The sequence below is a fragment of the Amycolatopsis sp. NBRC 101858 genome (assembly GCF_030269325.1).
Lineage (GTDB): Bacteria > Actinomycetota > Actinomycetes > Mycobacteriales > Pseudonocardiaceae > Amycolatopsis > Amycolatopsis ponsaeliensis.
Genome location: NZ_BSTD01000005.1, coordinates 682,909 through 699,815 on the forward strand (window position 1 = coordinate 682,909; position 16,907 = coordinate 699,815).

Sequence of the window (16,907 nt, forward strand, 5' to 3'; positions counted from 1 at the left end):
CTTGCCGCGCAAGATCGACGTCACCGCCTACGCCAAGGGCGTGCTGGCGGGGGACCGCGGGACGCTGTCGAAGGCGATCACGCTGGTCGAGTCGCAGCGGGAGGACCACCGTGCGCTGGCGCAGGAGCTGTTGGTCGAGCTGCTGCCGTCGGCCGGTGGCGCCCGGCGGATCGGCATCACGGGCGTGCCCGGTGTCGGTAAGTCGACATTCATCGACCAGCTGGGCACCGACCTGACCGCGGCCGGGCACCGCGTCGCCGTGCTGGCGGTCGACCCGTCGTCGACGCGCACCGGCGGGTCGATCCTCGGCGACAAGACCCGGATGGCGCGCCTGGCGGTCGACGAACGGGCGTTCATCCGGCCGTCGCCGACGTCCGGGACGCTCGGCGGCGTCGCGCGGGCGACGCGCGAGACGATCGTGCTGATGGAAGCCGCCGGCTATGACACCGTGCTGGTCGAGACCGTCGGGGTTGGACAGTCCGAAGTGACCGTCGCGAACATGGTCGACTGCTTCCTCTTCTTGACGCTCGCGCGCACGGGTGACCAGCTCCAGGGCATCAAGAAGGGTGTGCTGGAGCTCGCCGACGTCATCGCCGTCAACAAGGCCGACGGTGACCACGAACGGGACGCTCGTCGTGCGGCCCGGGAGCTTTCGGGCGCGTTGCGGATGATCTACGGGCCCGAAGCGGCGTGGACGCCGCCGGTGCTGACCTGCAGCGGCCTGCACAACCTGCGGCTGGACGAGGTCTGGGGCGCGATCGAGCAGCACCGCGAAACGCTCACGGCGTCCGGCGAGCTCGACGAGCGGCGCCGCCGGCAGCAGGTCGAGTGGACGTGGGCGATGGTGCGCGAACAACTGCTGAGTCGCCTGGCGGCACATCCGGACGTGCGAACGGTCGTTCCCGACGTCGAGCGGGCGGTGCGGGACGGTGAGCTGACGGCTACCCTCGGTGCTCAGCGGATCCTCGACGCGTTCGGTCCACCGCGTGGTGGCTGACGCACCGGCGTTCCGCGGGCAGAATGCCTGGTGGTGGCGAAGGGATGACATGGCGAAACTGCGGGTTCTGGTCCTGGCCGGGGTGCTGGGCGCGGTCGTGTTCAGCGCGTCGCCGGCGTCCGCCGAACCGGTGCGACCGGCGGCCGTGACGGTGACGGTGGCGCACGCGCCCGTCGCGCTGGTCCCAGCCCAGACGCAACCGCCGGGCCCGGTCCTCGATCCAGCCCAGACGGACAAGGCGAACACCGAAAAGACCAAGAACAAGCTGATCGCGGGCGTGGTCGCGGTGGCGCTGCTCGGGATCGTGATCTGGGGCAGGCGAGTCCGTTCGAAGAAAGCCAAGAGCTCCTGAGGCCTTCGGCTTTGCCGAACTACTGCACGCCGTTCAACGCAGATCCGGTACCGGCCATCTAGGACGGCCGTTTTCGAGGCGCGCGTTGCCGCCTGCATGGTGCACGATCGTCTGCAAATGCGTACGACAGATCGATCGGCACGTTGCGTGACCCCAGCCGCTGCCCGGGTTACCCGTGTTGCGGGAGGAGGTGCGGCGTGACGGTGTTGGACTCACGGCCGGACGTTCCAGGCGACCCCCACGGGCGCATCATCAACCCCATGGAGGGGTCCGAAGCGCTGATTTCCGAAGCCGGCGTAAGCATGGCTCCCGTGGAGGACCTTGGTGCGGGCCGTGGCCCGTTCTGGCTCGACGACTGGCTGCGCGCCAACGCGACCGACGTGCTCGCCTGGCGCCGGCACATCCACGCGCACCCGGAGCTGTCACGGCACGAGTTCGCGACCACGGAACTGGTCGTCACGCTGCTGCGCTCGGTGGGGCTCAAGCCGTGGGTGCTGCCCGGCGGCACCGGCGTCGTCTGCGACATCGGCAGCGGTGAGCGGTGCGTGGCGCTGCGCGCGGACATGGACGCCCTGCCGCTCACCGAGGCGACCGGGCTGCCCTACGCGTCGACCGTCGAGGGCGCGGCCCACATGTGCGGCCACGACGCCCACACGGCGATCCTGCTCGGCGCGGCCCGCGCGCTGGCCGGCGCGCCGGAGCTGCCCGGCCGCGTCCGCCTGATCTTCCAGGCCGCCGAGGAGGTCATGCCCGGCGGCGCGCTGGACATGATCGCGGCGGGCGCGCTGGACGGCGTCGAGCGGATCTACGGCCTGCACGTGGACCCGCGCCTCGAGGTGGGCCGCGTCGGGATGCGCGTCGGCGCGCTGACGTCGGCGGCGGACCTGATCGAGCTGCGGCTGACGTCGCCGGGCGGGCACACGTCCCGCCCGCACCTGACCGCCGACCTGGTCCACGCGCTGGGCACGGTGATCACATCCCTGCCCGCGGTGCTCTCCCGCCGCGTCGACCCGCGCTCCGGCACGGTGCTGGTGTGGGGCGCGGTCCACGCGGGCCAGGCGGCCAACGCGGTCCCGCAGGACGGCGTCCTGCGCGGCACACTGCGCACGGCCGACCACGAGGTCTGGACGTCGCTGGAGCCGCTGGTGGCGTCGTCGGTGGAGTCCCTGCTGGCGCCGACCGGGGTGGGCTTCTCGCTGGACTACCGCCGCGGCGTCCCGCCGGTGGTGTCCGACGCGGAGTCGACGGCCCTGATGCGCGCCGGCGTCGAGGCAGCCCTGGGCGAGGGTGCGGTGGCCTCGACCGAGCAGTCCTCGGGTGGCGAGGACTTCGGCTGGTACCTGGAGCACGTCCAGGGAGCTTTCGCCCGTCTGGGCGTTTGGCCCGGTTCCCCCGAACCCCAGTCCGACATTCACCGCCCCACGTTCATCCTCGACGAGCGAGCCCTGCTCTGCGGAGTCCGAACCCTGGTCCACACAGCCCTAACCACCCTCGCCTAGCCGACCCTCCAGGTACGCGAACCGACTCTCCAGGTACGCGAACCGACCCTCTGGGTACAGAGTTGTCCACAGGTCGGCCAAGTTGTCCACAGGTCGTGCATGAGGCCCTTCCGTCATCGCCGGAAGTGCCTCATTCTCGATGTCGTGATCAATTGGGGAGGGCGACACGGGGCGGCGTTGCGTAGTGAGGCCGTCGAGGTTCTGGGGCAGCGAGCGGTCCGCGAGGCGTTGGCCAGCGGGCTGCTGGCCCAGCCTTGGCGAGGAGTGGTGGTACCCGCCGCCGACGCGCTCAAATTGCCGGCCCGGGCGGAGGCGGCGCTGCTCCTGGCCGGTCAGCCGGCCGTGCTCTCGGGTGCGACTTCCCTTGTGCTGCATGGGGTTTCGGTCGCCGAGTGTGCGGACATCCACCTCACCGTGCCCTACGAACGGCGGGTCAGATCGAAGCCCGGTCTGATCGTCCACCAGGCTGATTACCAGCCGCACGATGTGCTCGAACTCGAGGGGTTGCCGGTCTTCAGCTTGGATCTCGCACTGGCCGACTTCCTGTGCCGAGGGGACAAGCGAACCGCCTTCGCGGCCGCCGAAGAGGCCATGCGGGGGTTACCTCCGGACCACCTGCGGAGGCTTCGAGACAACGTGCGAGACCGCATCGTCGACCGTGCGAGCCGCAAAGGTATCCACAGGGCCCTGTCGATGCTCGCCCTCGCCGACGGACGGGCCGAATCGCCGCCCGAGAGCATGCTGAAGCTGATCGTGGTCGAAGCCGGATTGCCTCTCCCGGAGGTCCAGTACCCGATCAACGACATCGACGGCAGGTTGCTCTACGTGCTCGACATGGCCTGGCCCGCTCGACGCGTCGCACTCGAGTACGACGGATTCGCCGCGCACGAGGATCGCCAGGCCGCCGACGCGGAGCGAGACCGCCGGATGCAGGGGCGAGGCTGGATCACGGTCCGTGCCGTGGCAGCCGACCTCCGGGACCCGGCTCGGGTGCTCCTGGAACTGCGCGATGCCTTCCGGGCGCGTTCCGTGTAGTTCGCGTACCTGGACGGTCGGCTCGCGTACCTAGGGGGTCGGCTCGCGTACCTGGAGGGTCGGTTAGCCGGTGATGCCGGAGCAGGGGCGGGTGCGGAGGTCGTCGACGTAGTCGGCGGGAGCGCCGGCCGCCTCGGCGGCGTCGGCCAGTACGCCCAGGTAACGCGCGGAAGGCAGGCCTCCCTCGTATGCGTCCAGGACGTACAGCCAGGCCAGCGCCGAGCCGTCCATCGTCTGGACCCGGAGGCGGATCTTGCTGTGGATCCCCAGCTCGCCGCCCTCCCAGCGGTCCAGGCCCGTCTCGTCCAGCGACGTCACGTCGTACAACACGACGAAGACCCGGGAACCCGGGTCCTCGACGATCGTCGCCAGGGCACCTTCCCAGCCGAGGTCCTCGCCGCCGAAGGTCAGGCGCCACCCCTCCAGCCAGCCGGTGCCGGCCATCGGAGAGTGCGGCGCGCGCTCCAGCATCTGGGCGGGCTCCATGTTCGATCCGTACGCGGCATACAACGGCACGCCGACAGCGTAGCGACCCCGCGCTGACCCGAGTGGACGCACTCGCCGTGTTCGCCCACTTCAGTGTCCGGTCACCTCCGCCGCGTACGGTGAGAGCACCGCACGCACGCACTCCGAGGAGGACCCAGGTGACCAGGATCGTGATCATGGGCGGGGGCCCGGCCGGCTACGAAGCCGCGCTGGTCGCAGCCCAGCACGGGGCCGACGTCACGATCGTCGAGCGGGACGGCCTGGGTGGCGCGTGCGTCCTCTACGACTGCGTCCCGTCGAAGACGTTCATCGCGAGCTCGGGCGCGCTGGCGAAGATGCACGACCTGGGCGAGCTCGGCATCAACACCGACCTGGCCGACACGAGCATCGACCTCCCGACCGTCCACGGCCGGGTGAAGGGCCTCGCGCTCGCGCAGTCCGCCGACATCCGCGCCCGCGTCCAGCGCGAAGGCGTCCGCGTCATCGTCGGCGAAGCCCGCTTCTGCGACGAAGAGCCCGGCCTCGCGACCCACAAGGTCGCCGTGACCACGTCCGAGGGCACCGAGAAGCTGCCCGCCGACGTCGTCCTGATCGCCACCGGCGCCACCCCGCGCGTCCTGCCCGGCGCGGTCCCCGACGGCGAGCGCATCCTCGACTGGCGGCAGCTCTACGAGCTCGAGGAGCTGCCCGAGCACCTCGCCGTGATCGGCTCGGGTGTCACCGGCGCCGAGTTCGCGTCCGCCTACACCGAGATGGGCGTCAAGGTCACCGTCGTCTCCAGCCGCGACCGCGTCCTCCCGCACGAGGACGCCGACGCCGCCGCGGTGCTCGAAGAGGTCTTCTCGCAGCGCGGCACGACCGTCGCGAAGCAGGCGCGCGCCGACCGCGTCGAGCGCACCGAAAAGGGCGTCGAGATCTTCCTCGCCGACGGCCGCGTGATCGAAGCCAGCCACGCGCTGATGACCGTCGGGTCGGTCCCGAACACCCAGGACATCGGCCTCGACAAGGTCGGCATCTCGCCGGGCCCCGGCGGGTTCATCACCGTCGACCGCGTTTCGCGCACCTCCGTTCCGGGGATCTACGCCGCCGGTGACTGCACCGGCTTGCTCATGCTGGCCTCGGTGGCGAGCATGCAGGGCCGCATCGCGATGTGGCACGCGCTGGGCGAGGGCGTCGCGCCGATCAAGCTCAAGACCGTCGCCGCCAACGTGTTCACCCACCCGGAGATCGCCACCGTCGGCATCAGCCAGCAGGCGATCGACTCCGGCGAGGTGCCCGCGCGCACCATCATGCTGCCCTTGGCCACCAACGCGCGCGCGAAGATGGAGGGCCTCCGGCGAGGCTTCGTGAAGCTGTTCTGCCGCCCCGCCACCGGCGTGGTCGTCGGTGGAGTCGTCGTGGCGCCGCAGGCGAGCGAGCTCATCCTTCCCATCGCGCTCGCCGTCCAGAACCAGCTCACAGTGGACCACCTGGCACTGACATTTTCGGTGTACCCGTCGCTGTCGGGCTCGATCACCGAGGCCGGGCGGCAGCTCATGCGGCACGACGATCTCGACTGAAAAAGCACGCAACCCCGCCGCATCCCGTCGCGTCTTGTCGGTTGTACGGCTGAAGGACGCGAAGGGTGCGAAGGTGCGCAAGACGGTGGTTTTGGTTGTGGCAGCGGTGATCGGGGCGACGACGCTGACAGGGCCGGCGGTGGCGCAGCAGAGCACCGTCCCGGCTCCGAGCGGTGCTCCGGCGAAGGGCAGCGTCCAGCTCAACGTCAACACCGCGATCAACCAGTCGCTGGTCGACAAGTACGTCCGCGACGCGCCGAACGTCGCGCTGGCCAAGTGCGAAGGCGCTTCGCCGGCGTTCTCTTCGCCGGCGCTGACCTTCTCCAACTACACCCCGGGCCCGTTCATGGGCGCGGACGCGAACATCAGTGCCGACGCCGCGCTCAAGCCGGGCACCCCGGCCGGGACGTACCCGCTGACCGTGACCTGCGGCGACCAGACGTACCGCACGCAGTTCACCGTGCCCGCGCCGCAGGTCTCGAAGGTGCCCTCCGGCGCCGCGAAAGCGGGCGACGGCAGCATGGCCGGCTGAATCCGCACTCCACGAAACCACCTCGGAGCCACGCTCCGGGGTGGTTTTTTCTTGGGTTCCCGAAGCGCGATTTCGCGACGTATTCGTGACCTGCGAGCGCAACCTTCCGCAGGTGGAGACGTCTTGGAGTACATAAGCAAGCGGGCGAAGCCGAGGCAGGGGGAACTGCGACCGGGTCCGCGATCTTGCTTTGTTCACGCATTCCACAGGGGAGAAAAGAATGAAGAACGCCGTTGTTGTCGCGGGTGTCGCCGCGGCTTTCCTCGTCGTCGCGCCCGGTGCGGCGCTCGCGAGCACCTCGCCGAGCGCGACGCCCACTTCGGGCACCACCGCCAAGCCGGCCGCGCCCAAGCTCACCGTCGCGCCGGGCCACGGGGTGCCCGGCACGGAGGTGCGGATCACCGTCGGCTGCGAGGGGGAGGCTTACGTGACCTCCAGGGCGGTCGACGCCTTCGCGGACGCCGATCCGAAGGGCTCGGTGCGGGCCTACACCGGGGTCGTGCGCGACGTCCGCGCCGGCGAGTACGTCGTCAACCTGCGTTGCCACCCCCGGGACGGCCGTCCCGACACCTTCGTCGACGTGCCGTTCGTCGTGGACCGGGTGGCCGCCAAGACGCCGGGCACCAAGCAGGTCACCAAGGTGCCGGCGGGCGCGCCGCAGACCGGCGGCACCGACGGCCCCGTCGACGACTCCGGTACGCCGCTCGGGGCCGCGGCCGCGATGGGCGTGCTCGCGCTCGGCGGCAGCGGTCTGGTGCTGGCCCGGCGGGCGCGGCGCCGCTGATCTCCCGAGGGGGAGCGGGGGTAGCGTCTGGGCGGCCCGACCGATCGGGCCGCCCAGACGTGTAAACCCGCGAGAGGGGGAGCACATGACCACGAGGATCACCAGCAGGCGGGGTTACCTGATCGCCCTGGTCGTGGCGTTGCTGGCCGCGCTGGTGGTGCTGGCGCTGACGCTCGGCGGCGGACCCGGGCCGTCGACCGCGCAGCCGCCGCCCGCGCGGCCGGTCGCGGTGGACCCGGCACCCACCGGCGGTGCGCAGGCCGCCGACGCCGTCGCCGCGCTGCCGAAGTCCGATCCGGTCTCGATCGACATCCCGAAGATCGGCGCGCACTCGTCGCTGGTCCCGCTGGGGGTCAACGCGGACAACACCATCCAGGTGCCGCCGGTGACCACGCCGCTGCAGGCGGGCTGGTACACCTACGCGCCGACGCCGGGCGAGGTCGGCCCGGCCGTCGTCCTGGGGCACGTCGACGGCAACCACCAGAAGGGCATCTTCTACCGGCTCAAGGAGCTGGCCGCCGGCGACCGCGTCTCGGTCGCGCGCGCGGACGGGACGACGGCGCTCTTCGAGGTGACGAAGGTGCACCAGGTGCCGAAGCAGGACTTCGAAAAGGAAGGCGTGTACGACGACACGGCCGGCCCCGAGCTGCGGCTGATCACCTGCGGCGGCGTCTTCGACCGGAGCGCGCACAACTACGTCGACAACATCGTGGTCTACGCCCGCCTGGTCCAGAGCTGATTTCCGGTTTTTGTCGGACCCCCCTGCTTCACTGTGCCGGCCGTCACCGAGACGGCGCCGACGAGGGGTAGGGAGCCGACATGCTGTTCCGGGACGAGCCGTGGCCCGAGGGGACACCCGGCTGGGTGGACTTGATGGTGCCGGACCAGGCGAAGGCGATCGCCTTCTACCGCGGCCTGCTCGGCTGGGACGTCCGGCCGGGCGGTGAAGACACCGGCTTCTACGGCATGGCGACGTTGAGGGGTCGTCCGGTCGCCGGGATCGGCCAGGCTCCACCAGGGCAGGAGCCGCCCGCGGTGTGGACGACCTACCTGTCCGTGTCCGATGTGGACAAAACGGTGGCGGCGATCGGCGAGGCGGGCGGTCAGGTCGTCGTGCCGGTGACGACCGTGCCGGGGCAGGGCCGGATGGCGATCGCGGTCGACCCGGGCGGTGCGGCTTTCGGGCTCTGGGAGCCCGGTGGCCACCAGGGCACGCAGGTCATGGCGGGGCCGGGCGCGCTGGCCTGGAACGAGTGCGTGAGCCCGGACTACCCGGTGGCCGAAGCGTTCTACGAGCGGGTGTTCGGCTACGGCTTCGAAGACGAGACCAGCGGCGACTTGACGTACAAAGCGCTGCTGGCGAGCGGGCGGCCGGTCGGGGGGATCGGCGCGTTGCCCGCGGGGACGCCGTCGAGCTGGCGGGTGTACTTCTGGGTGGCTGACGCCGACGCGAGCGCGGCCCGGGCGGCCGAGCTCGGCGGCCGGATCCTGGGTGAGCCGTACGAGTCGCCGGAGGGCAGGTACGTGCTGCTCGCCGACGACCAGGGCGCTCCGTTCTTCGTCATCGCGCCGACCGCGCAGTCCGGCAAGCCGCGCGGCTGGGACGACTGAGGGGCCGCGCTCACCGACCGTCCCCGATCGGGCCGGTTCCGTGGTGGGGGTCGTTCGGCACCGGTTTTGTCGGTGCCCGGTGCAAGACTGTGTCGGCCGTCACCCAAGGCGGCGCCGACGAGGGTAGGGAGCCGAAATGTTGTTCCGCGACGAACCATGGCCCGAGGGGACACCCAGCTGGGTGGACCTGATGGTGCCCGACCAGGCGAAGGCGGTGGCCTTCTACAGCGGCCTGTTCGGCTGGGACGTGCAGACGGGCGGCGAGGAGACCGGTTTCTACGGCATGGCCTTGGTGGCCGGCCGTCCGGTCGCCGGGATCGGCCAGACGCCGCCCGGCCAGGAGATGCCCGCGGTGTGGACGACCTACCTCTCGGTGTCCGATGTGGACAAGACGGCGACGGCGATCACCGAGGCCGGCGGCCAGATCGTCGTGCCGGTGATGGACGTGATGCAGGAAGGCCGGATGGCCGTCGCGGTCGACGCCGGCGGCGCGGCCTTCGGCCTGTGGGAGCCGGGCAACCACACGGGCACGCAGGTGACGGCGGCGCCGGGCACGATGGCCTGGAACGAGTGCATGAGCCGGGACTACCCGGCGGCGAAGGCGTTCTACGAGCAGGTCTTCGGCTACGGCTTCCAGGACCTGTCGAACGACGACTTCACGTACGCGGTGCTGCTGCTCGACGGCCGCCCGGTCGGCGGCGTCGGCGCGCTGCCGGACTCCGTGCCGGCGGACGTGCCGTCGCACTGGTCCGCGTACTTCTCGGTGGCGGACGCCGACGCGAGCGCGGCCAAGGCGGTCGAGCTGGGTGGTCAGGCGCTGGGCAAGCCGTTCGACTCGCCGTACGGCAGGCAGGTGCGGATCGCGGACGACCAGGGGGTGACGTTCCTGGTCGTGGCACCCAACGAGCAGTCCGGCAAGCCGGAGGGCTGGGAAGACTGACGGTGCGGGCCGAGGGCACCGGAGTGCCCCCGGCCCTGACCGGTCAGTCCTCGTCGTCGACCCAGTCGAAGGTCTTCGTCACGGCCTTCTTCCAGTTGCGGAACTCGCGGTCGCGGCGGGCGTCGTCCATCGCCGGGTCCCACTGCTTGTCCTGGGCCCAGTTCGTGCGGATGTCGTCTTCGGACTTCCAGAACCCGACCGCCAGGCCGGCGGCGTACGCGGCACCCAGCGCGGTGGTCTCGTTGACCACCGGGCGGATCACCGGCACGCCGAGGATGTCGGCCTGGAACTGCATCAGCAGCTCGTTGACGACCATGCCGCCGTCCACCTTGAGCGCCTTCAACGGGACTCCGGAGTCGGCGTTCATCGCTTCGAGTACCTCGCGGGTCTGGAAGGCGGTCGCCTCCAGCACCGCGCGAGCCAGGTGACCCTTGTTGACGAACCGGGTGAGCCCGACGATCGCGCCGCGGGCGTCGGATCGCCAGTAAGGAGCGAACAGACCCGAGAACGCCGGGACGAAGTACGCGCCGCCGTTGTCCTCGACGCTGCGCGCGTGCTCCTCGATCTCGGCCGCGGTCGCGATCATGCCGAGGTTGTCGCGCAGCCACTGCACCAGCGAACCGGTCACCGCGATGGAGCCTTCCAGCGCATAGACCGTGTCGTTCGAGCCGATCTTGTAGCAGACCGTGGTGAGCAGCCCGTTCTGCGACATCACCTTTTCGGTACCGGTGTTGAGCAGCATGAAGTTGCCGGTGCCGTAGGTGTTCTTGGCCTCGCCGGGCGAAAGGCAGGCCTGGCCGAACGTCGCGGCCTGCTGGTCGCCCAGGATGCCCGCGATCGGCACGCCGGCCAGCGCGCCCTTCTCGCGGACCTTGCCGTACTCCTCGGACGAGGAGCGGATCTCCGGCAGCATCGAAAGGGGGATGCCCATCTCGCCGGCGATCTCGGCGTCCCACTGCAGGGTGTCGAGGTCCATCAGCATGGTGCGCGAGGCGTTGGTCGGGTCGGTGACGTGCACGCCGCCGTCGGCCCCGCCGGTCATGTTCCACAGCACCCAGGTGTCCATGTTGCCGAAGATCAGGTCACCGGCTTCGGCCTTCTCGCGCGCGCCTTCGACGTTGTCGAGGATCCACTTGATCTTCGGCCCCGAGAAGTACGTCGCGAGCGGGAGGCCGACCTTGTCGCGGTAGCGCTCCTGGCCGCCGCCGAGGTTGCCGAGCTCGGTGACGATCCGGTCGGTGCGGGTGTCCTGCCAGACGATCGCGTTGTACACCGGCTTGCCGGTCTTCTTGTCCCAGACGAGCGCGGTTTCGCGCTGGTTGGTGATGCCGACGGCGGCGATGTCGGCCGCGGTCAGGTCGGCCTTGGCCAGTGCGCCCGCGGCGACCCGGCGCGTGTTCTCCCAGATCTCCTCGGCGTTGTGCTCGACCCAGCCGGCCTTCGGGAAGATCTGCTCGTGCTCGCGCTGGTCGACCGAGACGACGCGGCCTTCGTGGTTGAAGATCATGCACCGGGTCGACGTGGTGCCCTGGTCGATCGCGGCTACGTACGAAGTCATGTGTGCTCCAGGAATTCGGAAGGTTCGGCGATCAGGTCAGGTTGTGCACGACGAGGTACAGGAGCGCGGCGATCGCGCCACCGACCAGCGGGCCGACGACCGGGATCCACGAGTAGCCCCAGTTGGCGTTCGCCTTGTTGCGGATCGGCATCAGGAACGCGTACGCGATCCGGGGGCCGAGGTCACGTGCCGGGTTGATGGCGTACCCCGTCGGGCCACCGAGAGAAGTACCGATCACGAGGACGACGAACGAGACGCCCGCGTAGCCGAGTGCGGAGTTGCCGAAGTTCGGCGTGCCACCGTCGCCGACGGTGACCACCGGGCTGAGCAGGATCCACGCCACCAGGACGAAGGTGCCGATGACCTCGGTGACGAGGTTCCAGGCGGTGTTCGGGATCTGCGGCGCGGTGGAGAAGATGCCGAGGGTGTTCTCGGGCTCGGGGTGGTCGTCGAACTGGAGCTTGTAGGTCGCCCAGCACAGCATCGCGCCGATGATGGCGCCGGCCATCTGCCCGATGAAGTAGAACGGGACGTCGGCCCAGGGGGTCTTGTCGGCGATGGCGAGCCCGAGGGTCACCGCCGGGTTGAGGTGCGCGCCGCTGGGTGCGGCGATGCTGGCACCGGTGAACACGGCGAACGCCCACCCGAAGTTGATGAAGAGGATTCCGCCGTTGTTGCCGTTGGTTTTGCGGAGCACGTGGTTCGCGACCACACCGTTGCCGAGCAGGATCAGCGCGGCCGTTCCCAGTAGTTCCCAGACGATTATTGCCCCAGCACTCACCGCTGCACCTCCACACTGGACACTCTGCGCAGGGTCGATCACGGCGTGCCACGGCACCGTTGCCGACCCACGTTCGCGCGACGTTACCGGGGCGTAGAAGCGGATTCCAAGCACCGGGTAGCGGAATCTTTTCAAGATCGCGGAGGGTTACGCCACACGTGTCATCCGTGGACGGGCGGAGGATCACCAGGTCGTGCGATGCTGGAACCCTCGCCGGCACGAGGAGGAATGTCACGTGGCGCAGCACGCAGCGGAGACCAACCCGGCTCGACTGGGCCCGGCCAAGCGGGAAGAGACCTGGCAGCGGCTCGGCAACGAGACCTTCGACGTCGTCGTCATCGGCGGCGGCGTGGTGGGCGCGGGCACGGCACTGGACGCCGCGACGCGCGGGCTGCGGGTCGCCCTCGTCGAAGCCCGCGACCTCGCTTCGGGGACGTCGAGCCGGTCGAGCAAGCTTTTTCACGGCGGCCTGCGCTACCTGGAACAGCTCGAATTCGGCCTGGTCCGGGAGGCGCTGCGCGAACGTGAGCTGATGCTGACGACCATCGCGCCGCACCTGGTCAAGCCGGTCAGCTTCCTCTACCCGCTGACGCGCCGCGTGTGGGAACGGCCCTACACCGCCGCCGGCCTGCTGATGTACGACACGATGGGCGGCGCCCGCAGCGTCCCGGGCCAGAAGCACCTCACCCGCGCGGGTGCGCTGCGGATGGTGCCGGCGCTCAAGCGGTCCGCGCTGATCGGGGGGATCCGCTATTACGACGCGCAGTCCGACGACGCCCGCCACACGATGACGGTGGCGCGGACGGCAGCGCACTACGGCGCGGTCGTGCGGACGTCCACCCAGGTCGTCGGGTTCCTGCGCGAGGCCGACCGGGTGTCCGGCGTGCGCGTGCGCGACGTCGAGGATGGGCGCGAGACGGAGATTTCGGCGGCCGCGGTGATCAACTGCACCGGCGTGTGGACCGACGAGCTGCAACGGCTTTCCGGTGGTCGCGGGCGGTTTCGGGTGCGCGCCAGCAAGGGCGTGCACATCGTCGTGCCGCGCGACCGGATCGTCTCGGAGTCGGGGATGATCCTGCGCACCGAGAAGTCGGTGCTGTTCGTGATCCCGTGGCGGAATCACTGGATCGTGGGGACGACGGACACCGACTGGAACCTCGACCTGGCGCACCCGGCGGCGACGAAGCACGACATCGACTACCTCCTCGAGCACGTCAACAGCGTCCTGGCGACGCCGCTGACGCACGACGACATCGAAGGCGTGTACGCGGGCCTTCGCCCGTTGCTGGCGGGGGAGAGCGAAGAGACTTCGAAGCTTTCGCGCGAGCACGCGGTGGCGCGGGTGGCCCCGGGCCTGGTCGCGATCGCGGGCGGCAAGTACACGACGTACCGGGTGATGGCGGCGGACGCGGTCGACGCGGCGGCGGTGGACCTGCCGGGCCGTTCGCAGCCGTCGATCACGGACAAGGTCCCGCTGATCGGCGCGGACGGCTACCACGCGCTGGTCAACCAGGCCGACCACCTGGCCGCCGAGCACGGCTTGCACCCCTATCGGGTGAGGCACCTGCTCGACCGCTACGGCTCGCTGGTCCACGAGGTCCTGGCGGCGGCGAGCGGCCGCCAGGAGCTGCTGAAGCCGATCGAGCACGCACCGGACTACCTGGGAGTCGAGGTGGTGTACGCGGCTTCGCACGAGGGGGCGCTGCACCTGGAGGACATCCTGGCCCGCCGCACGCGCATTTCGATCGAGTACGCCCACCGCGGCGTCGACTGCGCGGAGCAGGTGGCGACCCTGGTCGGCGAGGTCCTCGGCTGGTCACCCGAAACGGTGAAGCGGGAGATCGAGGTCTACAACGCCCGCGTGGAGGCGGAGAGGGAGTCCCAATCCCAGCCGAGCGACGAGGCGGCGGACGCGCTGAGGTCGGCGGCCCCGGAAGCCCGGGCGGGCATCGTGGAGCCCGTCAGCTGAGAGGCGTCAGGAGGTCCGGTGCCAGCGGATCAGGCGCTCACCCGTGGGCGCCCGCTCCGCTTCCGGGCCGACCAGCGTGAACCCGCAGCGCTCCGCCACGATCGCCGAGGCCGTGTTGCTCTCCTCGTAGCGGTAACTCACCTCGGCCAGCTCCAGGCCGCCGAAACCGAAGCGGAGGGCCGCGCTCAACGCCGTTGTCGCGATGCCCTTGCCTCGCTCGGTCGGGTGGACCCAGATCGTCGCCTCCGCGTACGCCAGGTCCAGGTCCAGCTCGCGCAGGCCCACCTCGCCCAGCAACCGGCCCGACGTCGGCTCCGCTATCGCCCATGAGCAGCGCTCGTCGCCCGCCCACTGGGCTGCCCGGAGTGCCACGTACTCCGTTGCCTCGTCGAGGGTGCGCAGGCGGTAGTTCAGCACGTACTTGCGGTGCGTCGGGTCGGCGAACGCCTCCATGAGCAGCGGCCGGTCGTCGATGTGCCGGTCGGCGCGCAGCTGGCGCAGGTAGTACGTGCCCGCGTTGATCTCCACCGGTTCCACTCCGCCCAGCCTAGCCAGGCCGGGAGCACGCCGCCCCCGGCCCGGCGATCAAGGCCGGATCACGGCGTCAGCGCAGCGAGTAGCGCCACACGACCGGGCGGCCGCCGTAGCCGCTCGGGTTGAAGCCGGCCACCTGACCGGCGATCGTGCCGTCGTCGCCCACCGTCTCCGCGTAGCCGTCGGCATAGCCGGCGAGCGGAAGCGGGCCCATCGCCCGGCCGGCGAGCCAGGCCGACAGGGGCGGCGGCGGGCCGAACGGGTCGGGCATCGGGCCGGTACCGACGACCAGGCCGTACCGGTTGATCCCGAACGCCGTGTGGGACGCCGGCAGCACCTCAGGCCGGTCGGCGGAGCGCCACACCACGGCCTGGCCGTGGAGCTGGTCGGACTCGCCGTACTGGCCGGCCACCTGCCCGTTCCGGATGGCCTGGACGTAGAGGTACGCGGCCTCCGGCGGCGCGGTGAGCTGCCGGAACTCGCCGTCACGCCAGAGGAACGCGTTGGGGAACGAGTTCGCCAGGATGGTGCCGTCGTCGTCGATGTCCGCGGGGTCCAGGTACGGCTGCCCGGTGATCACCACCGGGTGCTCCCGGTCGGCGGCGCGCCAGAGCAGCACCGCCGGGTCGCTGCCGTCCCACGCCGACGCCTTCGCGATGACGTCCCCGCGCTCGTTCAGCGCCACCGAGGTCACGAACGGTCGGTCCACCGGCCGCGGCAGCAGCCGGAACGCACCGTGCTCGAACACCGCCACCTGGCGCTGGGCACCGGCGTCGGTCGTGTCCCCGAGCACCGTCCCGGCGGAGTTCTCGTCGGTGACCGCGAACCGCGACCAGCCCTCCGGTACCGGGTGTACCGCTGGCCGGCCCGCCGACCACGTGACGAACGCGGACTCCTCGCCCAGTACGAGGTTCCCGGCGTACCCGCCGTGGCTGTCGGTTCCCCGGACCCAGCCGGTCGCGTCCGGGTACCCCTCGGGCGTGGCCAGGAACCCGGCTTCCCAGTGGCCGAGGGCGGCCTGCGCGGGCTGCGCGAGCGTGGTCGTGAGCAGTGCCGCCGCGGCGACGGCGAGTGCCTTGGTGCTGAATGTCATCCGTTCCTCCCCTGTTCGCCGCCAGCACGCGCGAACCCCGGGAACGGTTTAGGAACGGGCCGGGAGCACCTCGCCCCCGGCCCGCTCGGTCAAAGCCGCATCACGGCGTCAGTCGCCAGATCACCGGCACCCCGCTGCCGTCGGTCGGGCCGTTCGCCGCGTAGCCCGCCAGCGTGCCGTCGTCGGCCGCGACCTGCGGCCTGAACAGCGAATAGCCGCTCGGGCCGAGCACGACGCCCGGGACCGTGCCGCGCCACACCGCTCCGTTGCCGTAGATCTGCGGTCCCGACGGCGTCGGCACCAGGCCCACGGTCAACCCGGACTTGTTGATGTCCTGCGCCATCCCGCCACCTTCCAGGCCGGTCGTCTCGTCCGGCGTGGACCACCGGGCCGCCTGGTTGCCGCCCCAGGAGCGTGCCCCGACGACGATCCCGTTGCGGATCGCGTAGCCCTCCGCCCAACCCGACGGGCTCGGCGTGAGCTTCCGCAGGACGCCGTCCTTCCACAGCGCCGAGCCGCTGCCCGAGGCCAGCAGGATCGTGCCGTCGTCGTCCAGGTCACGCGGGTACGAGACGTCTCCCGTCTCCGGGATGACCACCGGCGCGCTGCCGTCGGCCCGCCACAGGACGACGGCGCGGGGCACCCCGGGCTGGTAGGCCTCGCCCAGCACGTCGCCGCGCGTGTTGATCGCGACGCCGGTCACCTCCTGGTAGCCCGCCGGGTTGTCCTTGATGTGGTAGCCGGACGCGTCCAGGGTGAACGTCCGGCTGGTCATGGTCTCGTAGTCGTGGATCGTGCCGACGATCACGCTGGACGAGTTTTCGTCGTTGGCGTCGACCCGTTCGTACCCGCTCGGCACGCCGCGCAGGAACGGCTGCCCGTTGCGCCAGCTCACGACCTGGGTGACGTCGTTGACCCGGAACGTGCCGGTGTACTCGCCCTTGCCGTCCGACCCGGTGAGGTTGCCCGCGCCCGCGCCGGGCGGCAGCGGCAGGACCGTCGGCCGCCACGGGATGCGGCCCGCCGCGGCGTTCGCGGAAGCCGGAACTCCCAGTGCGGTGACGGCGATCGCCACGGTGGCGAGCACCCCCGCCCGCAACCACGTCTTCTTCATCTTGTCCCCTTTCCCCCGACCTGCACGATCTTCACGTCCGGGGAAGGGAACCGGTTGCCCGGC

17 protein-coding genes are annotated in these 16,907 nt (G+C 70.7%); 11 read left to right on the forward strand and 6 right to left on the reverse strand.

The window, feature by feature from the left end; all coding sequences use genetic code 11:
• Position 1 precedes the first annotated feature (1 nt).
• The 4 genes from meaB (at position 2) to QSK39_RS37425 (ending at position 3,883) form a co-directional block, all read left to right on the forward strand.
• On the forward strand, positions 2-997 hold the full coding sequence (gene meaB, locus QSK39_RS37410) for a methylmalonyl Co-A mutase-associated GTPase MeaB (protein WP_285482538.1): 996 nt from the start codon (positions 2-4) through the stop codon (positions 995-997).
• 49 nt (positions 998-1,046) lie between these two features.
• Positions 1,047-1,349, forward strand: coding sequence for a hypothetical protein (locus tag QSK39_RS37415; RefSeq protein WP_285482539.1), 303 nt, complete (start codon positions 1,047-1,049; stop codon positions 1,347-1,349).
• Positions 1,350-1,546: 197 nt separating this feature from the next.
• Entirely contained in the window at positions 1,547-2,848 is a 1,302-nt protein-coding gene (locus tag QSK39_RS37420) for an amidohydrolase (protein WP_285482540.1), read from the forward strand.
• A gap of 201 nt (positions 2,849-3,049) precedes the next feature.
• Positions 3,050-3,883 carry an endonuclease domain-containing protein gene (locus QSK39_RS37425; RefSeq protein WP_285482857.1) on the forward strand — a complete coding sequence of 278 codons (834 nt, stop codon included), beginning with the start codon at positions 3,050-3,052 and terminating at the stop codon, positions 3,881-3,883.
• 63 nt (positions 3,884-3,946) lie between these two features.
• On the opposite strand, the gene QSK39_RS37430 is transcribed toward QSK39_RS37425, so the two are convergent.
• Entirely contained in the window at positions 3,947-4,399 is a 453-nt protein-coding gene (locus QSK39_RS37430) for a gamma-glutamylcyclotransferase (RefSeq protein WP_208608413.1), read from the reverse strand.
• Between the two features lie 128 nt (positions 4,400-4,527).
• On the opposite strand from QSK39_RS37430, the gene QSK39_RS37435 reads away from it, so the two are divergent.
• The 6 genes from QSK39_RS37435 to QSK39_RS37460 all read left to right on the forward strand — a co-directional run bounded on the left by QSK39_RS37435 (position 4,528) and on the right by QSK39_RS37460 (position 9,795).
• A complete protein-coding gene (locus QSK39_RS37435) occupies positions 4,528-5,928 on the forward strand; it encodes an NAD(P)H-quinone dehydrogenase (protein ID WP_285482541.1) in 1,401 nt (466 codons plus the stop codon).
• Between the two features lie 73 nt (positions 5,929-6,001).
• Positions 6,002-6,460 carry a hypothetical protein gene (locus tag QSK39_RS37440; RefSeq protein WP_285482542.1) on the forward strand — a complete coding sequence of 153 codons (459 nt, stop codon included), beginning with the start codon at positions 6,002-6,004 and terminating at the stop codon, positions 6,458-6,460.
• 220 nt (positions 6,461-6,680) lie between these two features.
• On the forward strand, positions 6,681-7,244 hold the full coding sequence (locus QSK39_RS37445; RefSeq protein WP_285482543.1) for a hypothetical protein: 564 nt from the start codon (positions 6,681-6,683) through the stop codon (positions 7,242-7,244).
• Positions 7,245-7,329: 85 nt separating this feature from the next.
• Positions 7,330-7,983 carry a class F sortase gene (locus QSK39_RS37450; protein ID WP_285482544.1) on the forward strand — a complete coding sequence of 218 codons (654 nt, stop codon included), beginning with the start codon at positions 7,330-7,332 and terminating at the stop codon, positions 7,981-7,983.
• An 80-nt stretch (positions 7,984-8,063) separates the two neighbouring features.
• Positions 8,064-8,855: a VOC family protein gene (locus tag QSK39_RS37455; protein ID WP_285482545.1), complete on the forward strand. Its 792-nt coding sequence runs from the start codon at positions 8,064-8,066 to the stop codon at positions 8,853-8,855.
• Positions 8,856-8,991: 136 nt separating this feature from the next.
• Entirely contained in the window at positions 8,992-9,795 is an 804-nt protein-coding gene (locus QSK39_RS37460; RefSeq protein WP_285482546.1) for a VOC family protein, read from the forward strand.
• Positions 9,796-9,838: 43 nt separating this feature from the next.
• On the opposite strand, the gene glpK is transcribed toward QSK39_RS37460, so the two are convergent.
• Complete coding sequence (gene glpK, locus QSK39_RS37465) at positions 9,839-11,353, reverse strand: glycerol kinase GlpK (protein WP_285482547.1); 1,515 nt, start codon at positions 11,351-11,353, stop codon at positions 9,839-9,841.
• Between the two features lie 31 nt (positions 11,354-11,384).
• Positions 11,385-12,134: an MIP/aquaporin family protein gene (locus tag QSK39_RS37470; protein ID WP_284748038.1), complete on the reverse strand. Its 750-nt coding sequence runs from the start codon at positions 12,132-12,134 to the stop codon at positions 11,385-11,387.
• 235 nt (positions 12,135-12,369) lie between these two features.
• Between QSK39_RS37470 and QSK39_RS37475 the strand changes: the two genes are divergently transcribed.
• The gene (locus tag QSK39_RS37475; protein WP_285482548.1) at positions 12,370-14,103 is read left to right on the forward strand and encodes a glycerol-3-phosphate dehydrogenase/oxidase; all 1,734 of its coding nucleotides are present in this window, start codon (positions 12,370-12,372) and stop codon (positions 14,101-14,103) included.
• Positions 14,104-14,109: 6 nt separating this feature from the next.
• Here the strand turns inward: QSK39_RS37475 and QSK39_RS37480 are convergent, their stop codons facing one another.
• From QSK39_RS37480 to QSK39_RS37490, 3 genes are all read right to left on the reverse strand, one after another.
• Complete coding sequence (locus QSK39_RS37480; RefSeq protein WP_285482549.1) at positions 14,110-14,640, reverse strand: GNAT family N-acetyltransferase; 531 nt, start codon at positions 14,638-14,640, stop codon at positions 14,110-14,112.
• Between the two features lie 67 nt (positions 14,641-14,707).
• Entirely contained in the window at positions 14,708-15,730 is a 1,023-nt protein-coding gene (locus QSK39_RS37485) for a hypothetical protein (RefSeq protein WP_285482550.1), read from the reverse strand.
• A 100-nt stretch (positions 15,731-15,830) separates the two neighbouring features.
• Positions 15,831-16,844, reverse strand: a complete 1,014-nt coding sequence (locus QSK39_RS37490; protein WP_285482551.1) for a hypothetical protein — start codon at positions 16,842-16,844, stop codon at positions 15,831-15,833.
• Positions 16,845-16,907 lie beyond the last annotated feature (63 nt).